The 20,831-nt window shown below is 39.7% G+C and carries 14 protein-coding genes and 1 tRNA gene; 6 read left to right on the forward strand and 9 right to left on the reverse strand.

Annotated elements, in window-relative coordinates:
• Window positions 1-5 precede the first annotated feature (5 nt).
• Window positions 6-1,301: an inorganic phosphate transporter gene (locus H4J61_RS09920; protein WP_182136520.1), complete on the forward strand. Its 1,296-nt coding sequence runs from the start codon at window positions 6-8 to the stop codon at window positions 1,299-1,301.
• Window positions 1,302-1,772: 471 nt separating this feature from the next.
• Window positions 1,773-1,848, forward strand: a tRNA-Phe gene (locus tag H4J61_RS09925).
• 234 nt (window positions 1,849-2,082) lie between these two features.
• Here H4J61_RS09925 and H4J61_RS09930 read toward each other — a convergent pair.
• Window positions 2,083-3,057 (reverse strand): rhodanese-related sulfurtransferase, encoded by a 975-nt coding sequence (locus H4J61_RS09930; RefSeq protein WP_182184936.1) that lies wholly within the window; start codon window positions 3,055-3,057, stop codon window positions 2,083-2,085.
• Between the two features lie 344 nt (window positions 3,058-3,401).
• Between H4J61_RS09930 and fahA the strand changes: the two genes are divergently transcribed.
• Window positions 3,402-4,724 carry a fumarylacetoacetase gene (fahA, locus tag H4J61_RS09935; protein ID WP_182136518.1) on the forward strand — a complete coding sequence of 441 codons (1,323 nt, stop codon included), beginning with the start codon at window positions 3,402-3,404 and terminating at the stop codon, window positions 4,722-4,724.
• 577 nt (window positions 4,725-5,301) lie between these two features.
• Window positions 5,302-7,887, forward strand: a complete 2,586-nt coding sequence (locus H4J61_RS09940; protein WP_182184937.1) for a TonB-dependent siderophore receptor — start codon at window positions 5,302-5,304, stop codon at window positions 7,885-7,887.
• Window positions 7,888-8,104: 217 nt separating this feature from the next.
• Here H4J61_RS09940 and H4J61_RS09945 read toward each other — a convergent pair whose 3' ends face one another.
• On the reverse strand, window positions 8,105-9,385 hold the full coding sequence (locus H4J61_RS09945; protein ID WP_182184938.1) for a multifunctional CCA addition/repair protein: 1,281 nt from the start codon (window positions 9,383-9,385) through the stop codon (window positions 8,105-8,107).
• 138 nt (window positions 9,386-9,523) lie between these two features.
• On the opposite strand from H4J61_RS09945, the gene H4J61_RS09950 reads away from it, so the two are divergent.
• On the forward strand, window positions 9,524-11,212 hold the full coding sequence (locus H4J61_RS09950) for an AAA family ATPase (RefSeq protein ID WP_182184939.1): 1,689 nt from the start codon (window positions 9,524-9,526) through the stop codon (window positions 11,210-11,212).
• Between the two features lie 80 nt (window positions 11,213-11,292).
• On the opposite strand, the gene leuD is transcribed toward H4J61_RS09950, so the two are convergent.
• From leuD to leuA, 4 genes are read right to left on the reverse strand one after another with little or no spacing between them, the layout of a single operon-like run.
• The gene (leuD, locus tag H4J61_RS09955) at window positions 11,293-11,889 is read right to left on the reverse strand and encodes a 3-isopropylmalate dehydratase small subunit (RefSeq protein ID WP_182184940.1); all 597 of its coding nucleotides are present in this window, start codon (window positions 11,887-11,889) and stop codon (window positions 11,293-11,295) included.
• A 1-nt stretch (window position 11,890) separates the two neighbouring features.
• Window positions 11,891-13,309, reverse strand: a complete 1,419-nt coding sequence (gene leuC, locus H4J61_RS09960; RefSeq protein ID WP_182184941.1) for a 3-isopropylmalate dehydratase large subunit — start codon at window positions 13,307-13,309, stop codon at window positions 11,891-11,893.
• A 1-nt stretch (window position 13,310) separates the two neighbouring features.
• Window positions 13,311-14,423, reverse strand: a complete 1,113-nt coding sequence (gene leuB, locus H4J61_RS09965; protein ID WP_182184942.1) for a 3-isopropylmalate dehydrogenase — start codon at window positions 14,421-14,423, stop codon at window positions 13,311-13,313.
• A gap of 49 nt (window positions 14,424-14,472) precedes the next feature.
• Window positions 14,473-16,068, reverse strand: a complete 1,596-nt coding sequence (gene leuA, locus H4J61_RS09970; protein ID WP_182136511.1) for a 2-isopropylmalate synthase — start codon at window positions 16,066-16,068, stop codon at window positions 14,473-14,475.
• 409 nt (window positions 16,069-16,477) lie between these two features.
• Here leuA and H4J61_RS09975 point away from each other — a divergent pair, with 409 nt between their 5' ends.
• On the forward strand, window positions 16,478-17,521 hold the full coding sequence (locus H4J61_RS09975; RefSeq protein WP_182184943.1) for a CDP-glycerol glycerophosphotransferase family protein: 1,044 nt from the start codon (window positions 16,478-16,480) through the stop codon (window positions 17,519-17,521).
• Window positions 17,522-17,563: 42 nt separating this feature from the next.
• On the opposite strand, the gene H4J61_RS09980 is transcribed toward H4J61_RS09975, so the two are convergent.
• Genes H4J61_RS09980 through H4J61_RS09990 form a run of 3 tightly spaced genes read right to left on the reverse strand, consistent with a single transcriptional unit; the run spans window position 17,564 to window position 20,817 of the window.
• On the reverse strand, window positions 17,564-18,307 hold the full coding sequence (locus H4J61_RS09980) for a glycosyltransferase family 25 protein (protein ID WP_182184944.1): 744 nt from the start codon (window positions 18,305-18,307) through the stop codon (window positions 17,564-17,566).
• A gap of 22 nt (window positions 18,308-18,329) precedes the next feature.
• Window positions 18,330-19,352: a glycosyltransferase family 9 protein gene (locus H4J61_RS09985; RefSeq protein WP_182184945.1), complete on the reverse strand. Its 1,023-nt coding sequence runs from the start codon at window positions 19,350-19,352 to the stop codon at window positions 18,330-18,332.
• Between the two features lie 28 nt (window positions 19,353-19,380).
• Window positions 19,381-20,817: a capsule assembly Wzi family protein gene (locus H4J61_RS09990; RefSeq protein ID WP_182184946.1), complete on the reverse strand. Its 1,437-nt coding sequence runs from the start codon at window positions 20,815-20,817 to the stop codon at window positions 19,381-19,383.
• Window positions 20,818-20,831 lie beyond the last annotated feature (14 nt).

Consider the following 20,831-nt stretch of genomic DNA (forward strand, 5'->3'; position numbering starts at 1 on the left):
GACTTATGGAAATTTTACTCACTCATGGCTCTACGTTAGTCATGATCGCCGCTGCTGTCGGCTTTTTTATGGCATGGGGCATAGGTGCAAACGATGTTGCTAATGCTATGGGAACATCAGTTGGTTCAAAAGCATTAACGATTAAGCAAGCTATTATTATTGCAATGATTTTCGAATTTGCTGGTGCATATTTAGCCGGTGGTGAAGTTACATCAACCATACGTAAGGGCATTATTGACCCAGCGTTATTTGTCGATATTCCTGAATTATTAGTCTTTGGTATGATTTCTGCCTTATTAGCCGCCGCAACTTGGTTGTTAGTAGCGTCTGTTTTAGGTTGGCCGGTATCTACTACTCACTCAATTGTTGGCGCTATTATCGGCTTTGCTGCCATCGGCATAAGCCCTGATACAGTAGCTTGGGGTAAAGTAGGCGGTATTGTGGGTAGTTGGGTTGTTACACCGTTGATCTCGGGTGTTATTGCTTTTATTATTTTTAATAGTGCACAAAAACTCATTTTTGATACCGACAAACCATTAGAACAAGCAAAACGTTATGTGCCGTTTTACATGTTCTTAGCGGGTTTTGTTTTATCGTTAGTGACCATTAAAAAAGGTTTAAAACATATAGGTTTAGAGAATATAAACTTAGGTTTTTATAACTTTGAAATTGCCGGCGCTGGTGGCTATTACCTAGCGATTATTGTCGCTGTTATTGTTGCTATTATTGGTAAGTATTTTATCACTCGTCTTAAATTTGATGAAAAAGCAGATAAAACTACACATTACGCTAATGTTGAAAAAGTATTTGCTGTCTTGATGATAGTAACCGCTTGTTGTATGGCGTTTGCTCATGGTTCAAATGATGTTGCCAATGCCATTGGGCCATTAGCTGCTGTCGTTAGTATTGTGGATAACGGTGGTGAAATTGCCAAGAAAGCTTCACTAGTTTGGTGGATTTTACCACTGGGTGGTTTAGGTATTGTTGCCGGTCTTGCATTGTTTGGTCATCGTGTTATGGCCACTATTGGTACTGGGATTACTCACTTAACACCGAGTCGAGGTTTTGCTGCTGAGTTAGCCGCTGCATGTACAGTCGTTATTGCTTCAGGTGCAGGCCTACCTATTTCAACCACACAAACATTAGTGGGTGCGGTGCTAGGGGTAGGAATGGCGCGTGGTATTGCTGCTATTAATTTAGGTGTAGTGCGTAATATTGTTATCTCTTGGGTGATTACATTACCTATAGGTGCAGGTCTTTCAATTATCTTCTTCTGGATAATGAAAGGTATATTTAGCTAATAGGCTAAGTATGAAAACGTAAATCAAGCCAGCAAATATGCTGGCTTTTTTATCTTCAGCCCTTTCCTAGCCATCCCTAGCTCCACGGCATCAGTGCTTAGATGCACGTCGATGTGAAAGCATGATAATATTTAGGCCTTTCAGGTATGCTCTTTTTCGTGGCATTTTTTGTGGTATTTTTCGTAGGATTAGTACGGCTCGGTAATTGCTCGGTAATTGCTCAGGTATTACTGCATTGACTTAGCTGCTTGTAATAACCTGTTCGTCAATGTGCAAGAGTGATGAGGTGGGTGAGGTAATAGGATTGCTATGAGTTGAGATAATGGCATGACTGCTGTTTTTTTATGCTATATCAAGTAATTATCAATACAAGTCAATAAAATGGCTTGCGAGCGAGTTTAATTCCCGATACTATGTCGCTTCTTTCAAAGTGAATACGATGTTTATCTGGTTTATTCATTTAAAGACAGTGCCTTGATAGCTCAGTCGGTAGAGCAGAGGATTGAAAATCCTCGTGTCCCTGGTTCGATTCCGGGTCAAGGCACCATATTATATTCTAGTAAAAAGCATTCTAGTAAAACATAGTCTAGTAAAAATTTAAAACCTTAACATTTATATGTTGAGGTTTTTTTTTGGCTGAAATTTATCTTTGCTCTCTCTTGACTATTGTTGTTGATGTTATTGATGTTACTGGGCCGGTAACTATTTTTTATCTGACATAAAAAATGCCTGCTAATCAGCAGGCATTTTATTTAGTTCGTTTGCTCTGTTGGCAAAAAACCTATTTTTTCTGAGCCTGTTTACTGGCACTTTTAGTGGCTCGACGCTCGGCTATTACTTGTTTTATGTCGCCGCCAATATGTTCTTCACCACGCGCTTTAGCAAGGTTGATTTGTTTTTCACGTTCCTGAAAGCCACTTTTTTGCTCGTCAGTGTATTTATCATAACAACGTGGGCAACTTACGCCTTGAATATAATGCTCGCTGGTTTTTTCTGCTGCTGTAATTGGATAACGACAGGCATAGCATTGGTCATATTGACCACGCTCTAAATTATGGTTAACGGCAACTCGGCTGTCAAATACAAAACATTCGCCTTGCCACATAGTGTCTTGTTCAGGGACTTCTTCAAGGTATTTTAATACGCCACCTTCTAGATGGTAAACTTCTTCAAAGCCTTGCTCTTTTAGATAGGCGGTGGACTTTTCACAACGTATACCGCCGGTACAGAACATAGCGACTTTTTTGTGTTTAGTTTTATCTAAATTTTTCGCGACATATTCAGGAAATTCACGGAAGCTTTCGGTATTTGGGTTGATAGCATTCTTAAAACTGCCAATTTCTACTTCGTAATCATTGCGGGTATCTATCAAGATCATTTCGGGATCAGAAATAAGGGCATTCCAATCTTTGGGTTTAACATAAGTGCCAACGGTAAGTGTTGGATCTATACCTTCGACACCCATGGTGACAATTTCTTTTTTTAATTTAACTTTCGTGCGAGCAAAAGGGTTGTCTTGATGAAACGAGCATTTAGCTGACACGCCAGATAAACGACTGTCACTGTTAATAAAGGCGAGTACGGCGTCTATGCCTATTTGTGAACCAGCGATAGTGCCGTTGATACCTTCAAGCGCTAAAAGTAAGGTGCCTTTAACTGCATTGTCTTCCATCACTTGTAGCAAAGGTGGCTTAATAGCGTCGAAGTTCTCTAAGCGAACAAATTTATATAAGGCGCAAACGGTAATGTTATTCATATTTTATTGACCCATTGAGCGAGCCTGATAGTAAGTCAGGAGCTATAGATTGAATGTTAACCTACCGCTAAGGCAGGCGTGCTAATTTTACCATATACTGATAAATCGGCAGCATTCTAGCAAATGTCGATTCTGGCGAATAGTGTTTAGATCATTTTTGTTAAAGGTAAGTCAAGTGTGGCTGTAAACTTGGCCCTGCCACATATTGTTGACAGCTGTTTATTAAGTATATTTTCTTGGCATAGCCTTTATGAGAACGCTTGTTATAATACGGCGCATTGCTATTTAATAACGTGTATTGTAAACACGTATTTTACCTATTTTTTTCTGGAGTTGTTTAGCCCATGTCTAACACCAATTTACTTAATGAAACGCACAACCCGGCTTTAACTAGCTGGGTAGAGTCTGCCAATGTAGAAAATTGTGACTTTCCAATACAAAACCTACCTTTTGCTAGTTTTAAGCGAAAAGACAGTAAAGAAGACTGTCGAGCAGGTGTAGCCATTGGTGATCAGGTTATTGATTTAAAAGCGCTATTCGCCTTGGATATTTTTGCTGGCGACACACAATTAGCCCTGGAGCAATGCTGTCACATTCAGTTAAATGCTTTTATGGCGATGGGTAACCGTTTTTGGAGCGCTTTACGCCAAGCGTTATCACAAGCATTAACCCAAGGGTCAGCATTACAAACGAAAGTAGCATCATGTTTAATCGCACAAACCGATGTTGAATTTGCTTTGCCATGTCAAATTGGTGATTACACTGATTTTTACACTTCGATTCATCATGCCACATCGGTTGGCAGCAAGTTCCGTCCTGATAACCCGTTGTTACCCAATTATAAATGGGTTCCTATCGGTTACCATGGTCGTTCTTCTTCGATTGAGATCTCTGGTAGTAACTTTAAGCGTCCTAAAGGACAAACTAAGGCACCAACAGCAACAGAGCCTTCTTTTGGTCCATGTAAGCGTTTAGATTATGAAATGGAAGTGGGTATATTTATTGGTAAGGGTAATGCTTTGGGTGAGCCTATTAGCATCGAAAATGCCGAAGATCATGTTTTTGGTATGTGTTTATTTAATGATTGGTCAGCACGAGATATTCAAGGTTGGGAATATCAACCTTTAGGGCCATTCTTGTCAAAAAGCTTTGCATCAACAGTTTCTCCGTGGATTGTAACGTCAGAAGCCTTAGCACCTTATCGGTCAACATGGACACGTGACGCAGCGGATCCTCAGCCTATGCCTTACTTAGAGTCAGAGCACAATCGAGATTTTGGTTCTTTAGATTTAAGCTTACAGGTATTAATTGAAACTGAGACCATGCGTAATGCCAAGCAAGCACCGGTGCAATTGTCGCAATCAAATTTTAAAGATTCATATTGGACCGTAGCGCAGATGGTAGCGCACCATACGGTTAATGGTTGTAACCTGCGCTCAGGTGATATGTTTGGTAGCGGTACACAGTCGGGCCCTAAACCAGAAGAAGCCGGTTCAATGCTTGAATTATCGAATGCTGGCTCAGAGCCTATTCACTTGCCTAATGGTGAAACTCGTACTTTCTTAGAAGATGGTGATTGTGTCATTATGAAAGGTTGGTGTGAAAAAATCGGGGCTGCGCGCATAGGTTTTGGTGCAGTAAGCGCTACTGTTTTAGCCGCTGATTAAACTGTCGTATTATTGAACTAATAAAGCTCCTAAATTGGAGCTTTTTTTATGTTTGGTTCACTATATCACTAGCTATTGAGCAAATTGCTGACTGTCCCTAAAGACCAAAACAAACAAAAAATTAATATTGATAACTTAACTTTAACTAGGCTTTTTGCCTCAGTAAATGCTGACTTTAGAAAAAGTTCATTTTTTTTATGTTTTTTTTTATTGATTAAATATGCAGATAATATTTAATTTAATACGAAAATCTTCGCACACGCTTCGCTGGTATATTTCATTCTAACGCATAAGCGCTGTAGGCTGCAGTGCAATTGACTATGCTGATGTGTTTTGCATAAATTTTGACTATATTTGCATATTAATTCTTTTTATAGATTCAATGTTAAAGGTCAGTGAAAAAGACTACTTGTAAAGTATTTCTAGCTGTTTTATAAAGCAGCAAGCTGTTTTGATTGTTTACAACAATATAAATTTTTGTGATAAGCGAAATGGGTAAAAATAAAATTATAAAATAGATAATTATTAAATAAATAATTATTAAAAACATATTCAAATATATTAGGAAGAAAACAACATGTCTACAACATTTCGTACTGGTACTTTAGCTCTTGCCATTGGCTTAGCGCTAGGAACAGCACCTAGTTTTGCCGCAGGTTTTGCCGAAGAAGCCGCAAAAAAAGAAAGCATTGAACGTATCGCTGTCGTTGGTTCACGTTCAGCTCCGCGTTCAGTAGCTGAGTCTCCAGTACCAATTGATATCATTGGTGGTGATGAGCTAGGTAAAAACGCTTCAAGTGATATGCTTGATATGTTAGTAGGCGCAATTCCTTCTTTAAATGCCCGTGCACAACCTATTAGTGATGCTGCATCATTAATTCGTCCAGTAAATTTACGTGGTTTACCTTCTGATTCAACATTAGTGCTTTTAAATGGTAAACGTCGTCACCGTGCATCTGTTATTGCTTTTCAAGGTGGTGGCATCAATGATGGCGCACAAGGTCCTGATATTTCAGTTATCCCAAGTGTCGCTATCAAGCAAGTTGAAGTACTTCGCGATGGTGCTGCTGCACAATACGGCTCTGATGCAATTGCTGGTGTAATGAACTTTGTACTTAAAGATGACGCAGATGGCGGTTCAATGTCTGTGAAACAAGGTTCTTATTACGAAGGTGATGGTGATCAAACGATTATAGACGGTAATGTTGGTTTACCATTTACCAAAGATGGTTTTGTTAACTTAAGCTTTCAATTAAAAAATGCTGATGCAACAAGCCGAAGTGTACAACGTCCTGATGCAGCAAACATTGCAAGTCAAGGCAATACTTCTATCCAAAGCCCAGCGCAAATTTGGGGTAATCCAGAAGTTAAAGACGATATTACGTTTTTCGGTAATGTTGGCTTAGATCTTGGTAATGATAAAGAATTTTACATGTTTGGTAACTATTCTGAGCGTGATGTAACCGGTGGTTTTTATTACCGTAACCCACATAACCGTGGCAATGTTTTCTCGGTTGATGGTGGTGAAACTTTACTTGTAGGTGATGTTGGCGAATCAGAAGGTGCAGCGCGTACTTGTGCTGTCGTTAATATTCCAAAAAATAGTGATGGCTCTGACGGTAATGTTTTAGATAGCGCTGACTATCAAGCAATGGTAGCTGATCCAAATTGTTTCTCAATGAACCAAATTATGCCAGGTGGTTATACTCCACAATTTGGTGGCAACATCACAGATACCTCATTAACTGTTGGTACTAAAGGCGAAATTAACGAAGGTTTCTTAAAAGATTGGTTTTTTGATGTTAGTGGCTCAGTAGGTCGCAGTGAATCTAAATTTAATTTAAAGAATACTTTAAACCCATCACTTGGTTTAGATACACCGTTAGATTTTGATACCGGTAGTTATATCCAAATGGAAAAAACTTTTAACTTTGATTTAGTTAAAGGTTTTGATATGGGTCTTGAAGAGCCAGTTAACGTTGCTATGGGTCTTGAATGGCGTGAAGAAAGCTTTGAAATAGTTTCAGGCGGAAAAGCTTCATGGGAAGCCGGTGCTTATGCAGACCAAGGTTTTAACATTGGCTCACACGGTTTTAAAGGCTTTGGTCCTGAAACTCAAGGTCGTAACGACCGTCGCAATGTTGCCGCTTATATTGATGTTGAAGCCCAAGTAACAGAAGACCTTTTAGTTGGCGCAGCTGTTCGTCACGAAAGCTTTAATACTTTTGGTAGCACAACTAATTACAAGCTAACTGCACAATTAAGACTTAACGATGAGATTTCACTACGTGGCTCTCATAGTACTGGTTTTAGAGCACCAACAGTGGGTCAAGCCAATGTTGTTAATACACAAACTTCATTAGTTGCTGGTGAGTTAATTCAAACTTTCCTTGCGCCGCCAACTAACCCATTGTCAGAATTTTACGGTGGTAAAGAGTTAACGCCAGAAGAGTCAAAAAGTTTTGCTTTTGGTGGTGTTTATCAATATGACGACTTCTTCTTTACCCTTGATTACTACAACATTGAAGTAACTGACCGTTTAGCACAGTCAAGTCAAATCAATGTATTAGCAGCTGACTACACAGCGCTTGAAGCATTAGGTGTTGTTAACCCTGAGCTAATTTCAGCGGTTTCGTATTTTTCTAATGATTTTGACACTACCACACAAGGTGTTGATGTTGTTGCAAACTATACAATGGCATTAATGGGCGGCGATACGTTGTTATCATTAGCGTATAACTGGAATGAAACAACGGTTGATCAGTTTAATCCAGAGACCACTAATGAAGGCAAAGTTCATCGTTTAGAAGAAGGTATGCCTGATCATCGCGCTACCTTTACTGTTTCTCAATCTTGGGAAGATGTATCAACTTTTGTTCGTGTAAACTACTTTGGTGAGTATTTTGCAACGCATGCTGATGATGCTTGTGCTGTAGGTTGTTGGAACGAGATTGCTGATTCAGCGGTTACTGTTGATGCAGAAGTAAGCTACTTCTTAAATGATAGTATTACCTTGTCAGTTGGTGCTAATAATATCTTTGATCAAGAAGCACAAAAGTTACCTGCTGAATCATACGGTCAGTTAGGTGCTGAATACTACGAAAGTGGACCATTTGATTACAACGGTGGTTTCTACTACGTAAAAGCAACTTATAACTTTTAATGTAAAAGTTAATTAAGTCTAAAAAGCCATATCATTTGATATGGCTTTTTTATGTTCAGGCCTCGCTGATACCTTTTGTATTTCTCAACATTAATGCTGCTCTAGAAATTCTCCCGCATGACGCTGTTGACTTACCGCCATGTTCGTCACTAACAATCACTTAGTGGTTAAAACAAGCAGAAATCGAGTGGGGTGGCTTACTCACCCAGTTGAGCGGTTAGTTACTGCCATTAGATAAGATGTTGTGTTGTTTTATATAACTTTGTTGGTATTTATTTAATTCGGCAAGTCTTTGCTCTGCTATTGCTGCTTTAATTTCAAGCCCTTTTAAACCCTGTTCAACAAAAGGCTTGGCTGTTACTCGGTTGAGCATTGTAAAGCCAGTGTAGAGAAATTCTTTTTGTCGGTATTCAGCTACTTCCAAGCCATAGCGCACAGTAAAGTCAGCTTGGCAACAAAGTAAAAAATCATCAAACTCTTCTGGTTTTCGCCAAACATCTAATTGATTATATAGCTTTAAAATAGTACTAGCTTTTAATTGAAATACTTTATGTGCATACAAGTGAAACTGACAAACCTTTAGCGCCAAATTTTTGTGTGCTGTTGGCACCCTTAAACGCTTACAAACCGCCTCTATTAAAGTCACTCCTGGTATTTCATGATCAGCATCAGCAGGTAAGCTGCCTTGTTGGGTTAACGACTGACCTAGGTTATAGCAAACACTGGCAAACCTAACGGTCGTTTTTTCAGAGAGTAAAACCGCTTGTTTGAGTACTATCATAGTCTGTGATCCGGAGCACATTTTTTCCTGCGATTTTGCTAGCTCTGGCGTGTCCCATAAATCATGTAAATCAGGCCAAAGCGATTTTAGGGCTTGGCATTGATACAATACTTGAAAAAACACTTCAGGGTGAGTATCGGCTAAGCTGCGCTCCATTTCTTGCCATATTCGTTCAGCAGAAAGACTGGATAATTCACCACTTTTACTGAGTTTGGTCATTAAGGCTAATGTTTCTGGCGCTATGGTAAAACCATAATCGTGATACCTAGCGGCAAAACGAGCAACACGTAAAACCCGTAGTGGGTCTTCAATAAAAGCTGGGGAAACATGACGTAATACGCGATTATCTAGGTCTATTTGGCCGTTGTAAGGATCAATTATTTTACCACTTTCATCCATCGCCATAGCGTTAATACTGAGATCTCTGCGCAGTAAGTCTTCCTCAAGCGTCACGCTGGCTGATGCATCGCAATTAAAGCCGGTATAGCCTTGGCCCGCTTTTTTTTCGGTGCGAGCTAAGGCGTATTCTTGTCTACTTTGTGGATGGATAAATACTGGAAAGTCTTTGCCTACTTGTAAAAAGCCAAGGCTGAGCATTTCCTGAACGCTAGAGCCGACCACGACATAGTCATTATCAACAACAGGGCGTTTCAGGAGAGCATCGCGTACGGCGCCACCGACTAAAAAAGTGTTTAGTTGCTGTGTTATATTTGCCATTGAGCGCTATAAACCTCTGAAAATGAGTAATGGATAGGAAATTATATTGCTTAACTTTAACATAATAGCGACTGACTTTTGACATATGATTGCGTTCAGGTTAATTTTGCAGGGTCGATTCATCAGTTAAGATTTCCTATGTATACTAGTTATTTTGGTTTAGAAGAAAAGCCATTTTCAATTGCCCCAAACCCTGATTATTTGTTTATGAGTGATCGTCACCGCGAAGCCCTTAATCACTTAACTTATGGCTTAGGTGATACCGGTGGCTTTGTCTTACTTACCGGCGAAGTAGGCACGGGGAAAACCACGCTGAGTCGGCATTTAATGGCAAACTTGCCCGAAAATACCCAAGCCGCTTTTATTCTTAATCCTACTTTATCGAGTCAAGAGTTGTTAGCGACCCTTTGTGATGAATTAAACATTCGTTATCGCAAAACCGGCGCAACCTTAAAAACCCTCACCGATAAAATACAACAAAAGTTACTCAAAAATCATAGTGATGATCTTAATACCTTGTTGATTATTGATGAAGCGCAACATTTGCAACCTGAAGTGTTAGAGCAGCTCAGGCTATTAACCAACTTAGAAACTAATACCAAAAAACTTTTACAAGTGATTTTGATTGGTCAACCTGAATTACAGCAGTTATTGCAGCGTCGAGATTTACGGCAATTAGCGCAAAGAATTACGGCGCGCTATCATTTACTACCCCTGAATAGGCAAGAAGTTGAGCAATATCTTAAACACCGCTTATCCGTAGCAAAATGTTTCCGTAATATTTTTGATAAAAGTGCCGTTAGCGCCATCCATAAAATTTGTAACGGTATTCCGCGTTTAATGAATTTGTTAGCCGAGCGATCTTTGATAAATGCTTATAACAGCAACAATGCTGTGGTTAACCGTAAAATTGTACTTCAAGCGGCTCATGATGCCTTAGGTGATGAATTTCAGGTAAGGCCTTGGTGGCAACATTCGTCGGCAAAAGCGGGTGGCCTAGTGACTGCATTAGGCTTAGTTTTAGCGCTAGGCGTTTGGTGGGGAGCATATCAACCTGAGGGGGTTGTTTTAGAGACTAAGGTAACTCGTGCGGCTATAAATCAGCCAGATCCTATTACTGAGCAGGAGCCGTTAGTTGATCGAGAAGCGCCAGCTGTCGTTACTACAGCATTAGCTCAAGCAGATGCTGATACGAGTAATGATATTAACAGCGGTACTAATAATGGTACTAATCTGCTTGCCTTGGCTGTCGATCAAACGACTCAGGCCAAAGCAAGTAACACGAAGCTTGAAAATGATCTTGCGGTAGCCACGAGTAAAACGGTTAGTCGTCAGGCAGGGTTAACTGATGAACAAGGCGATACTGAACAATATATAGCGAGTGAAAGTAGCTTAGCCGATGCGCAAATTGCTCTGCCAACAAGCGCACAAAAATCAGCGCCAAAGCCTAATAAAATGTCTGGTGAAAACTTTGTCGTTAAAGCTGAAGCTGGGGTGTCTGATGAGTTGTTGGCAAGTTTTCAATCGGCTATCGAGCACACCAAACAAAGTGACGATGCTAAAGAAAATGTAGTAGCGGGCAGTAGTGAACTCATACCGCTGGCACAAATGCCAACTTGGGTGCAAGACGGTGTGCCTTCGCTGGCGTTTGAAATGCATCTTTATGCTAGTGATGGGCAAGGCTGGGTAAGGGTGAATGGCCGTGATCGTTATGAAGGCGATTATATTAGCCGCGAATTACTGCTTAATGAAATACTTCCACAACGGGTAGTACTGAGTTTTCGAGGGGAAAAATTCACTATGTCAGCGTTATCTACCTGGAATTAGAGTAAAAAATTAGCCGCAGTTTTCTTAATGATAACGCAGGTTAACCATCAGCCTTTAGAGCTGATGGTTGATCTTTTGACCTACTGCCAAGCTGGCATTTGGGCTTCGTAACTTTCTATCTTAGCAATTTTATTTAACGTCCAACCCACACTGTCAACACCGTTTTCCAAACAGTATTTATGGAAAGGCGCAATAGTAAAATCATATTGTGCACTGGCTGTTTTAACCGTACTGGCGACTAAGTCAACGGTAAGGTGTTGTAAACCCTCTTTTGACTGTTGAAATAGCGTCGCTATAGCTGCTTCCGGTAATATCACAGGTAAAATGCCAATATTGATACAGTTAGCATAGAAAATATCAGCAAAACTAGACGCGATAATCACTTGAAAACCATACTCTTGTAGCGCCCAAGGTGCATGCTCGCGACTTGAGCCACAACCAAAGTTTTCACCAGCGAGTAAAATACTTGCCCCTTGATACTGTGGCTTGTTAAGGACAAACTCAGGATTGTTTTCGTTACCCAAGTTGTCTAAATAGCGACGGTCATGAAATAGGTGTTGGCCAAAACCTGTGCGAGTGGTTTTTTGTAAAAATTGTTTTGGAATGATTTGATCTGTATCAACATTCGCCGTGTCCAATGGCACAACTAAGCCATGATGTTGGTTAAATTTTTCCATGTTATGCTCCTTGAACTTGTGAGTTAATCGAGGTTAAGTCGACAAAGTGACCTGCAATGGCAGAAGCTGCCGCTAATTCAGGGCTGACTAAGTGGGTACGACTGCCGCGGCCTTGTCGGCCTTCAAAGTTTCGGTTGCTGGTAGAAGCGCAGCGATCACCGTGTGTTAACACATCATCATTCATGCCTAAACACATTGAGCAACCCGGTAAGCGCCATTCAAAGCCGGCATCAATAAACGTTTGTGCTAAGCCTTCAGCTTCGGCTTGTTCTTTAACTCGATAAGAGCCTGGTACAACGATAGCGTTAACCGTAGCTGAAACTTTTTTACCTTTGGCCACTGCAGCGGCGGCGCGTAAATCTTCAATTCTAGAATTAGTGCATGAGCCAATAAATACTTTATTAATCGCAATGTCGGTAATTTTAGTGCCGGCCGTTAAGCCCATATATTTTAATGCCGCAATGCATGATTCACGCTCAACGGGGTCAGTAAAATCATCAGGGGAAGGTACAACACTATCAACTTGTGTCACTTGTCCTGGTGTTGTTCCCCAAGTGACTTGGGTTTTAATCTCTTTTGCTTCCAGCGTTAAGTAACTATCAAACTTTGCTTCGCTGTCTGATTTTAGCTGCTGCCAATCTTCAACGGCTTGCTGCCATACCTCGCCTTTTGGCGCGTAATCTTTGCCTTTTAAGTAGTCAAAGGTTTTGGTATCGGGTGCGATAAGCCCAGCTTTGGCGCCAAATTCTACACTCATATTACACACTGTCATGCGCTCTTCCATGGTTAAGCGCTCAATGGCTTCACCACAATATTCAACTACATAACCGGTTGCGCCCGCACTACCTGTTTTACCAATAATGGCTAAAATAATGTCTTTAGCACTTATGCCTGGGGCAACTTGGCCTTTAACTTCAATTCTCATGGTTTTAGCTTTGGTTTGGCGTAAGGTTTGGGTGGCAAACACGTGCTCAACCTCAGAGGTACCAATGCCAAATGCTAAAGCGCCAAAAGCACCGTGTGTTGAGGTATGCGAATCGCCACAAACAATAACTGTGCCTGGTAAAGTTAAGCCTAATTCTGGCCCAATAACATGCACAACACCTTGGTTTTTATGGCCCATGCCGAACAATTCTATGCCAAATTCTTTACAGTTTTTTTCTAGTGTTCTCAATTGATTTGCAGCGCCTTCACCGGCGGCGTTAATTTCAATAGAGCGCGTTGAAATATTATGATCCATAGTCGCAATTGTGCGCTCAGGATGGCGCAGTACACGATTATGAAATTTTAAATTAGCAAAAGCTTGTGGCGAGGTAACTTCGTGGATCAAATGGCGGTCAACAAAGATCAAGGGTGTTTCATCCGCTTTTTCTTCAATGATATGACTTTGCCATAATTTTTCGTATAAAGTGGTGGCCATGCTATTTTGCTCCTGAAGTTTTTTGGTTGTTAACGATATATTGACAGATAATATCGCCCATTTCGTTAGTCGATTTAGCGTTATGGCGTTGCTCGGCACTTAATAAATCGCCGGTAAAGTTACCGGCATTTAGTGCCTCTGCCACGGCAGTCTCAATCGCGTTAGCGGCTTCTGCCTGATTTAAGCTATGACGCAACATTAATGCCGCTGAAAGAATTTGCGCAATAGGGTTAGCAATGCCTTTGCCAGCGATATCTGGCGCTGTGCCACCAGCGGGCTCATACATACCAAAGCCTTGTTCGTTTAAGCTCGCTGAAGGTAATAGTCCCATCGAGCCGGTGATCATGGCGCAGATGTCAGATAAAATATCGCCAAATAAGTTAGAACATAACATGACGTCAAACTGCGCAGGGTTACGTACCAACTGCATCGCCGCGTTATCAACATACATGTGTTCAACTTCGACACTAGGATAGTCTTTTGCCACTTCAATAACGACTTCTCGCCACAATTGAGACGAGGCTAATACATTGGCCTTATCGATAGATATAACCTTGTTACGACGCTTCTGGGCCGCTTGAAAAGCAAGGTGTGCGATGCGGCTGATTTCTTTTCGAGAATAAATCATAGTATCAAAGGCGGCTTCATCTTCTTGGCCTTGATTTTTTCGACCTTTAGGTTCGCCAAAATAGATACCACCGGTTAATTCTCGTATTACTAAAATATCAAAACCCGCTTGTGAAATATCAGCGCGTAAAGGAGAAAGGTGTGACATAGCGCTTTGCAGTTGTGCAGGGCGCATGTTACAAAACAGCCCAAAATGACCTCGTAAACCCAGCAAAGATGCTCTTTCTGGTTGTTCAGTGGGGGGTAAATCACTCCACTTAGGGCCGCCAACCGAGCCAAATAAAATGGCATCAGCTTGTTCACAGCCCTTAACCGTACTCTCTGGTAGTGCTTGGCCATGATTGTCGATAGCGCAGCCACCGACATCATAATGCTCAGTACTTATTTCAAAATTATACTGTTGGGCAACTGTTGCTAAAACTTTTTCTGCTTGGGCCATCACTTCTGGGCCAATACCGTCACCGGCTAATATTGCAATCTTCGACATAGTGTTTTTAAACCTATAAATATATTTAATAAATGAATATAATTTTCAACTAAACTTGGCGTTGGCCATCAATAGCAGCTTCTTTTTTGAACTCAGATTTTAGCTCAGTTTTCAGCTCGGCAACTGTGATAGCACGATGAATACCATTAAGTGCATTGACCAATGCATAACCAGATGCTTTGATAATATCGGTATCTAAGCCGTAGCCATGGAAGTTTCTCCCTTGCCACGACACTACAATGTCAGCCTTACCTAAACCGTCTTCACCTTCACCTTTATTCGAAATTTTGTAGTCGCTGACTTCAAAGTCAATATCAATAGCTTTTTTAATGGCACGATACAGCGCATCAACAGGTCCATTACCGGTTGCGGAAACAATTTTATCTTCATCACCTAAAGCTAATTTAATGCTTGAGGTAGAAAAATCACTACCGCCACTTTGTACATTTAAGGTCTGTAAACGATAAAAGTCTTGTTGGTCTTGTTGTTGAATATTAAAAAGTAAAGCTTCTAAGTCATCATCAAATACTTGGCCTTTTTTGTCGGCTAAGGCCAGAAAGTCAGCGTAAAGCGTTTCTATGTCATAATCAGACTCTTGATAACCTAAGCTTTCCATGCGGTGTTTAATCACATGTCGGCCGCTACGCGAGGTTAAGTTCAACTTGGTTTTGCTGATGCCGACACTTTCTGGTGTCATAATTTCATAGGTGTTACTGGCTTTTAACATGCCGTCTTGGTGGATACCTGATGAATGGCTAAAAGCATTGCCGCCAACAATCGCCTTATTTAGTTGTACTGGCATATTACAAAGCTGGCTGACTAACTTAGAGGTGCGGGCTATTTCTTGATGATTAATACGGGTATGCACGCCTAACAATTCTTGGCGGGTTTTCATGATCATTGCGACTTCTTCAAGTGAGCAATTACCTGCACGTTCACCAATGCCGTTAATGGTACATTCAATTTGTCTTGCACCCGCTTGCACGGCTGACATCGAGTTAGCTACGGCTAGGCCTAAATCATTATGACAATGCACAGAGATAACCGCTTGATCAATATTAGGTACACGATTAAATAACGTTTCTATGATGCCGCCAAATTCGTTAGGTAAAGTGTAACCTACGGTATCAGGAATGTTGACTGTGGTAGCGCCGGCTATAATGGCTTGTTCAACCATACGGCATAAGTTGTCAATCGGGGTTCTACCCGCATCTTCACAAGAGAACTCGACATCATCGGTAAATCTACGTGCATATTTGATGGCGTGTATCGCCATCGCTTGGACATCAGCAAAGCTTTTTTTCAATTTCTGTTGCACATGAACATCAGAAGTAGAAATGAAGGTATGAATACGAAATTGATCGGCTGGTTTTAAGGCCTCGGCACAAGCTTTAATATCTGCTTCTACCGCACGTGCTAGGGCACATACTCGAGAGTTTTTTACGCTGCGCGCTATCTCTTGCACTGACTTAAAATCACCCGGTGACGATACCGGAAAACCCACTTCCATAATGTCGACACCTAAGCGCTCAATCGCATGTGCTATTTGTAATTTTTCATGTACTGATAAACTCGCGTTTAAAGCCTGTTCGCCATCACGTAATGTGGTGTCAAAAATAATAACGTTATCGTTAGAGATGCCCATGTATGTTCCTGATTTTTTTTGTGAAAATTTACGCTAAATAACGAGCATAAAAAAACCCGCGCTTATTAGCGCGGGTTTAGTGTTTTATTATGTTATCTACTTATTATTTTAAGCAATAAAACCTAGCCGCGCATGGATAATGCGAGGAGGAGGCTAATTCGAATCATGTTAGTAAAGTTTTTCATCGATGCTTTTGCTTAGTATTTTTATTTAACAAATAGTTTATAGCTTATTAATAGCGCATTTTATACTGCTATGTCAATTGTGATTTTGTTATATATTAGAAGTTATTAGCTTTTTGTCTTTATGTATAACCCAATTATGTCTATTGAATTATCTGCTGCTGATTTTTAACTGATAACTTGCTAATATCTGCTGGTCTATATTTTCACTACTTTATGAGTCCAAAATGCCAGCAAAAAGGTTTGTTTTAAACATTTCTCAAAACTATAGTTTTGCTATTTTAAGACCGCTACAAAAAGCACTGCTTAATAGCAACAGAGATGTTTGTTGGTTTGTGCAAGGAAATTCGGTCAATTTAGATTATTTCACTGATAATGAAAAGATATTAAAGACGGTAGATGATGTGGTGAAATATGATCCTGATGCGGTTATTTTCCCCGCTAATATAGCACCGACATTTTTTCCAGGGATTAATGTTGCCGTTTTTCATGGCTTCGATGCTGGCAAAGTAGACAAAAAAGGGCTGAATGATCACTATAAAGTACGTAATTGTTTTGATTTATATTGCACACAGGGGCCAGACTCGACGGCTGAATTTGAACGTTTAGCTAAAAAACATCAAACGTTTAGAGTGATTGAAACTGGCTGGTGTGCATTAGACCCATTATTTTCAAAGAATATCCTTGATAAAAAAGTAGAAAAACCAACAATATTGATGTGCTCAACATTTTCTAAAAAATTAACCTGCGCACCTGAGTTATTTGAGACAGTAAAGCGTTTAAGTGCGACAGGGAAATGGCATTGGTTAATTCAGTTTCATCCCAAAATGGATAAGGGCATTGTTGAACAATATAAATCAATTCAAAATGAACACTTAACTTTTGTTGAAACTGATGATGTTATTCCACTGCTTAAGCAGGCTGATGTGATGGTTTGTGATACGTCTTCTGTACTTATTATGTTTTTGTTGCAAGGTAAACCCGTTGTTACTTTTAATAATATATCTCCCCAAAACTATTTGATTAATATTGATTCACCAGAAAAGTTAGAGGCGTCAGTAGCGTATGCGCTACAAAGACCTAAGTGCTTAATGGATAACATTCAGCACTACATTAATTGTACGCACCCTTATGTGGACGGGAAATCTTCTTATAGATTATTGGCTGCAATTGATAAAGCTATGGCTGAAAAAACCAGCCTTAAAGCTAAACCGCTTGATGTGTTCAGACAATTTAAAATGCGAAAAGAATTGAATTACTGGAAGTTCTAGCAATATTTACGAAAATAACTTAGGGAATTAAGTGTTACGCTATTATAGCTCACCTGATACGTACATTTTTCTTAAGTACCATAGGTGTAATCTGTATTTAGCATTCCTAATAAAGCTAGTACTTTTATTACCATGAAATCCACCATTTAATGACGTAATATCACTGGTGAAGTTTTTATTTTCATTGATGGGGTAAGGGCGCAAACCATATACAGACAAGCCAAGCTCTTGGCAAAATTGCATATCAATATCGACAGGGCGATAAAACAGCTCTCTTGACAATAGTTTTTTCGCGCCAGCCAAGCTAATGGTATAGCCAGTTGCGCAGTTGGGTATTTTTGTGAAATTAATTAATTCAAACGGTTGCTCTAATTTACTTGTTTTTTTGGCTTGGTGATTTCTATTATCGGCTAACTTAATTAAGTCGTATTTCTTTAAGGTCTCGGCAAGTAAAAAAAGCTTGATGAAGTTCTTTTCAATAATCATGTCGTCTTCAAGTATCACCGCGAATTCTATATTTTCAGCGACCATTTTTCGCCAAACATTTTTGTGGCTAATGTAGCAGCCAATTTCACCCAAGCTTAAATCTGCTCTAAAATATTTTTTATTAAGTGCTGCTGAATACTCAATGTTGATTTCAGTCTCAGTTAAGCTGTTACCTTTTATTGCGGGAATTCTTTCGTAGTTAACATCTATCGCTGAAAGCTGCTGATCCATACTCAACATTCGATCCTTTGCACAGTCTAGATTGATGACATATACGGGACATTTTTTTATTATTGACATCTTAGGTACCTTTAATTTATTACTAGGTCGTTGAAAAGCTATTTTTATTTTTTATTAATTCAATGGCAATTTTAGCAATAAGCTTTGGTGATATATCTAATATTTGGTCATCATCATTAATATAGTTGCCAGCATTATTTATCACGGTAACTTGCTTACCTTTAGGGCACACGTTGCTAAATGGACTTGTGCCTTTACTTTGTAATGCAATGGTTGTGGTTTTTGTTGCTGCCGCGACGTGTAGCGGGCCTGAATCCACAGTAATAAGAAGATCCAAATCAGCAATAGTATCAATAAGTTGAGCTATGGTCGTTTTTCCTGCCAAAGAATGGATGTTCACTGCACCTTTTTCTTGGCACAAGCTTACTACCTGCTCAGCTTCAACTGTTTCATCTGGTGCACCTAACATATAAAACGATGTTGGCTTTTGGAGCTGCTGATTCAATAAATTGATCACTTCAGCAGCGTGTCTTACGGGATAATGTCGGCTTAACTTGGCTTTATTTACTATACAAAAACCAATTTTCGTTTTATTAATATCGGCTAAAACACTTTGCGTTGTATCATAAAATAAATCAACTTCAGGTAGATTTTTATGACTATTTTCACACAGTGCATTGGTAATATAAGCATAGCGATTAATATAATGGCGACGTATGTCTAGATGCAAAGCCTTTGTTAGTAATGGCTTACGCATCTCCTTATTGTATCCAATTAGGTTTTTCACGCCACTTATTCTAGCGATCACAGCATCAATTAACGTATTAGTCATTAATATGCCAGCATCAAAGCTTTCATTTTTTAAAGACTTAATAAGGTTAATGATCCCTTGAACTTTATTTTTAGGTCTTTCATCAATGATGAGTTTAAATTTTCCATCTCTATTAAAAGCTTGAGCTGGAATTGACCTGATAACGAGTGTTATTTTTGCCTTTGGATAGCTGCTTTCAAGAAGTTTAAGTGCAGGTGTACAGTTGATACAATCACCTAAAAATCTAGGCATAAAAACAACAATATGGCTGAAGGGCTTAATAATATTTTTCATATCACTTTCTTCTGGAATTAATTACAAATTACCAACGAACTTTGAAACTAGTACGTAAAAATTGACCGCCTATTGCATCTTCACCAAAGGTTAATTTAGCTTCTAAAAAATTACTTTTCATGGCTTTTGCTATTGATAGTTCAACTTCGTGAGAGCGTTGATATTGATAAGTAGTTGATGAGTCAAACTCTGCTGAACGATATAACATTGAAAGCTGGTAGCCGCCAACATTCTGCCAATCGAATCTCATACTCATTGCACTACCAGCAGCGCCATCGTCCGGTGCTTTCAAACTACCCCACCAATGGCCCATTTTAACGTTATCGTTTGAGTAACCCTCATCATATATATGATGTACATACCATGCTGTATGAAATTTGGTATATTCAAAATTCATTGAGGTATTAGTGGTTAAATATGGGACAAATAGGCCAAAATTTTGTGCGATATTACCCAGTTGGTAGTTTTTATGGTCTTTGGTATCTTCACCCGCATACTCCCAGATTAAGCTTAATGGAAAGTCAAACGGCGCTATATCGAACTTGTTGCTAATAGAAGCTTGTTGGTTGCCAAATTCTTTAGAGCAATCTTGCAGCTCGGTGCCGCTGCCCCCACAATTATCACTATTTACCGGATCAGTTATGCCATTCCAGACGTCTTTTATAGATATGTCGCCATCGTCGCCGGCAAACATCAAGGTTCTATTAAAACCTATGGTCCACCAATCAAGTGGTTGAAAACTAAAGTGTAAAGACATCAGTGCTGGTTTACCTGACACGGGTGCTTTTTTGGCATCAAACTGTATGCCGTTTTGTCTTTCTAATACACCTACAGACATCTCATATTTAATATTCCAATCTGTTAATAGTTCAGGGTTACTAATGGTCACATTAAGCGCTGGCTTAGCTTGGGTCGATAATAGTAAGGCACCTTCCTGCGTCGGCGATAACCAGTGTTCTCGATAGCCAATATCAACTTGCAAAACATCCCAGCCAAAGGAAATGTAGCTATTGTTTGGGATTATTTCATCGTTAAATAATGTGCCACCCGCATTTAAAATAAGGTGCTCATTAACTTGCCAAAAGCTGCTTGTTGATATTTTAAAAGAATCGTCAACATGAAGGCCTCGCTGATTGGCCATTAAAAAATCATCTTTAAATGAGTGACTAATCTGTGCTGAAAAATGAGTGACAGCTTTGGTTTTTTTATAACGTTTTATATAAGCATTTAGCCTTTGATATAAAGTAGGATGGCTACTTTTAATTTTGGCTAAGTATTTATAGATTGTTGCCGCATGATATGGGCGTGTTAAAATCGGTAATTTGGTTATGGTAGCGAGTTTTTCAAGCTCTAATTCAAGTAGAGGATCGGTTTTTAAGGGTAAATAGGGGGAAACGCCATTTGCCTGAGTGGTAAATGATATCAGGCAAATATTAATGAGAAATATATAAAGCAAAGTTTTCAAAAATGTTATTCCAG

This window comes from Colwellia sp. MB3u-4 (genome assembly GCF_014077065.1).
Taxonomy (GTDB): Bacteria; Pseudomonadota; Gammaproteobacteria; order Enterobacterales; family Alteromonadaceae; genus Cognaticolwellia.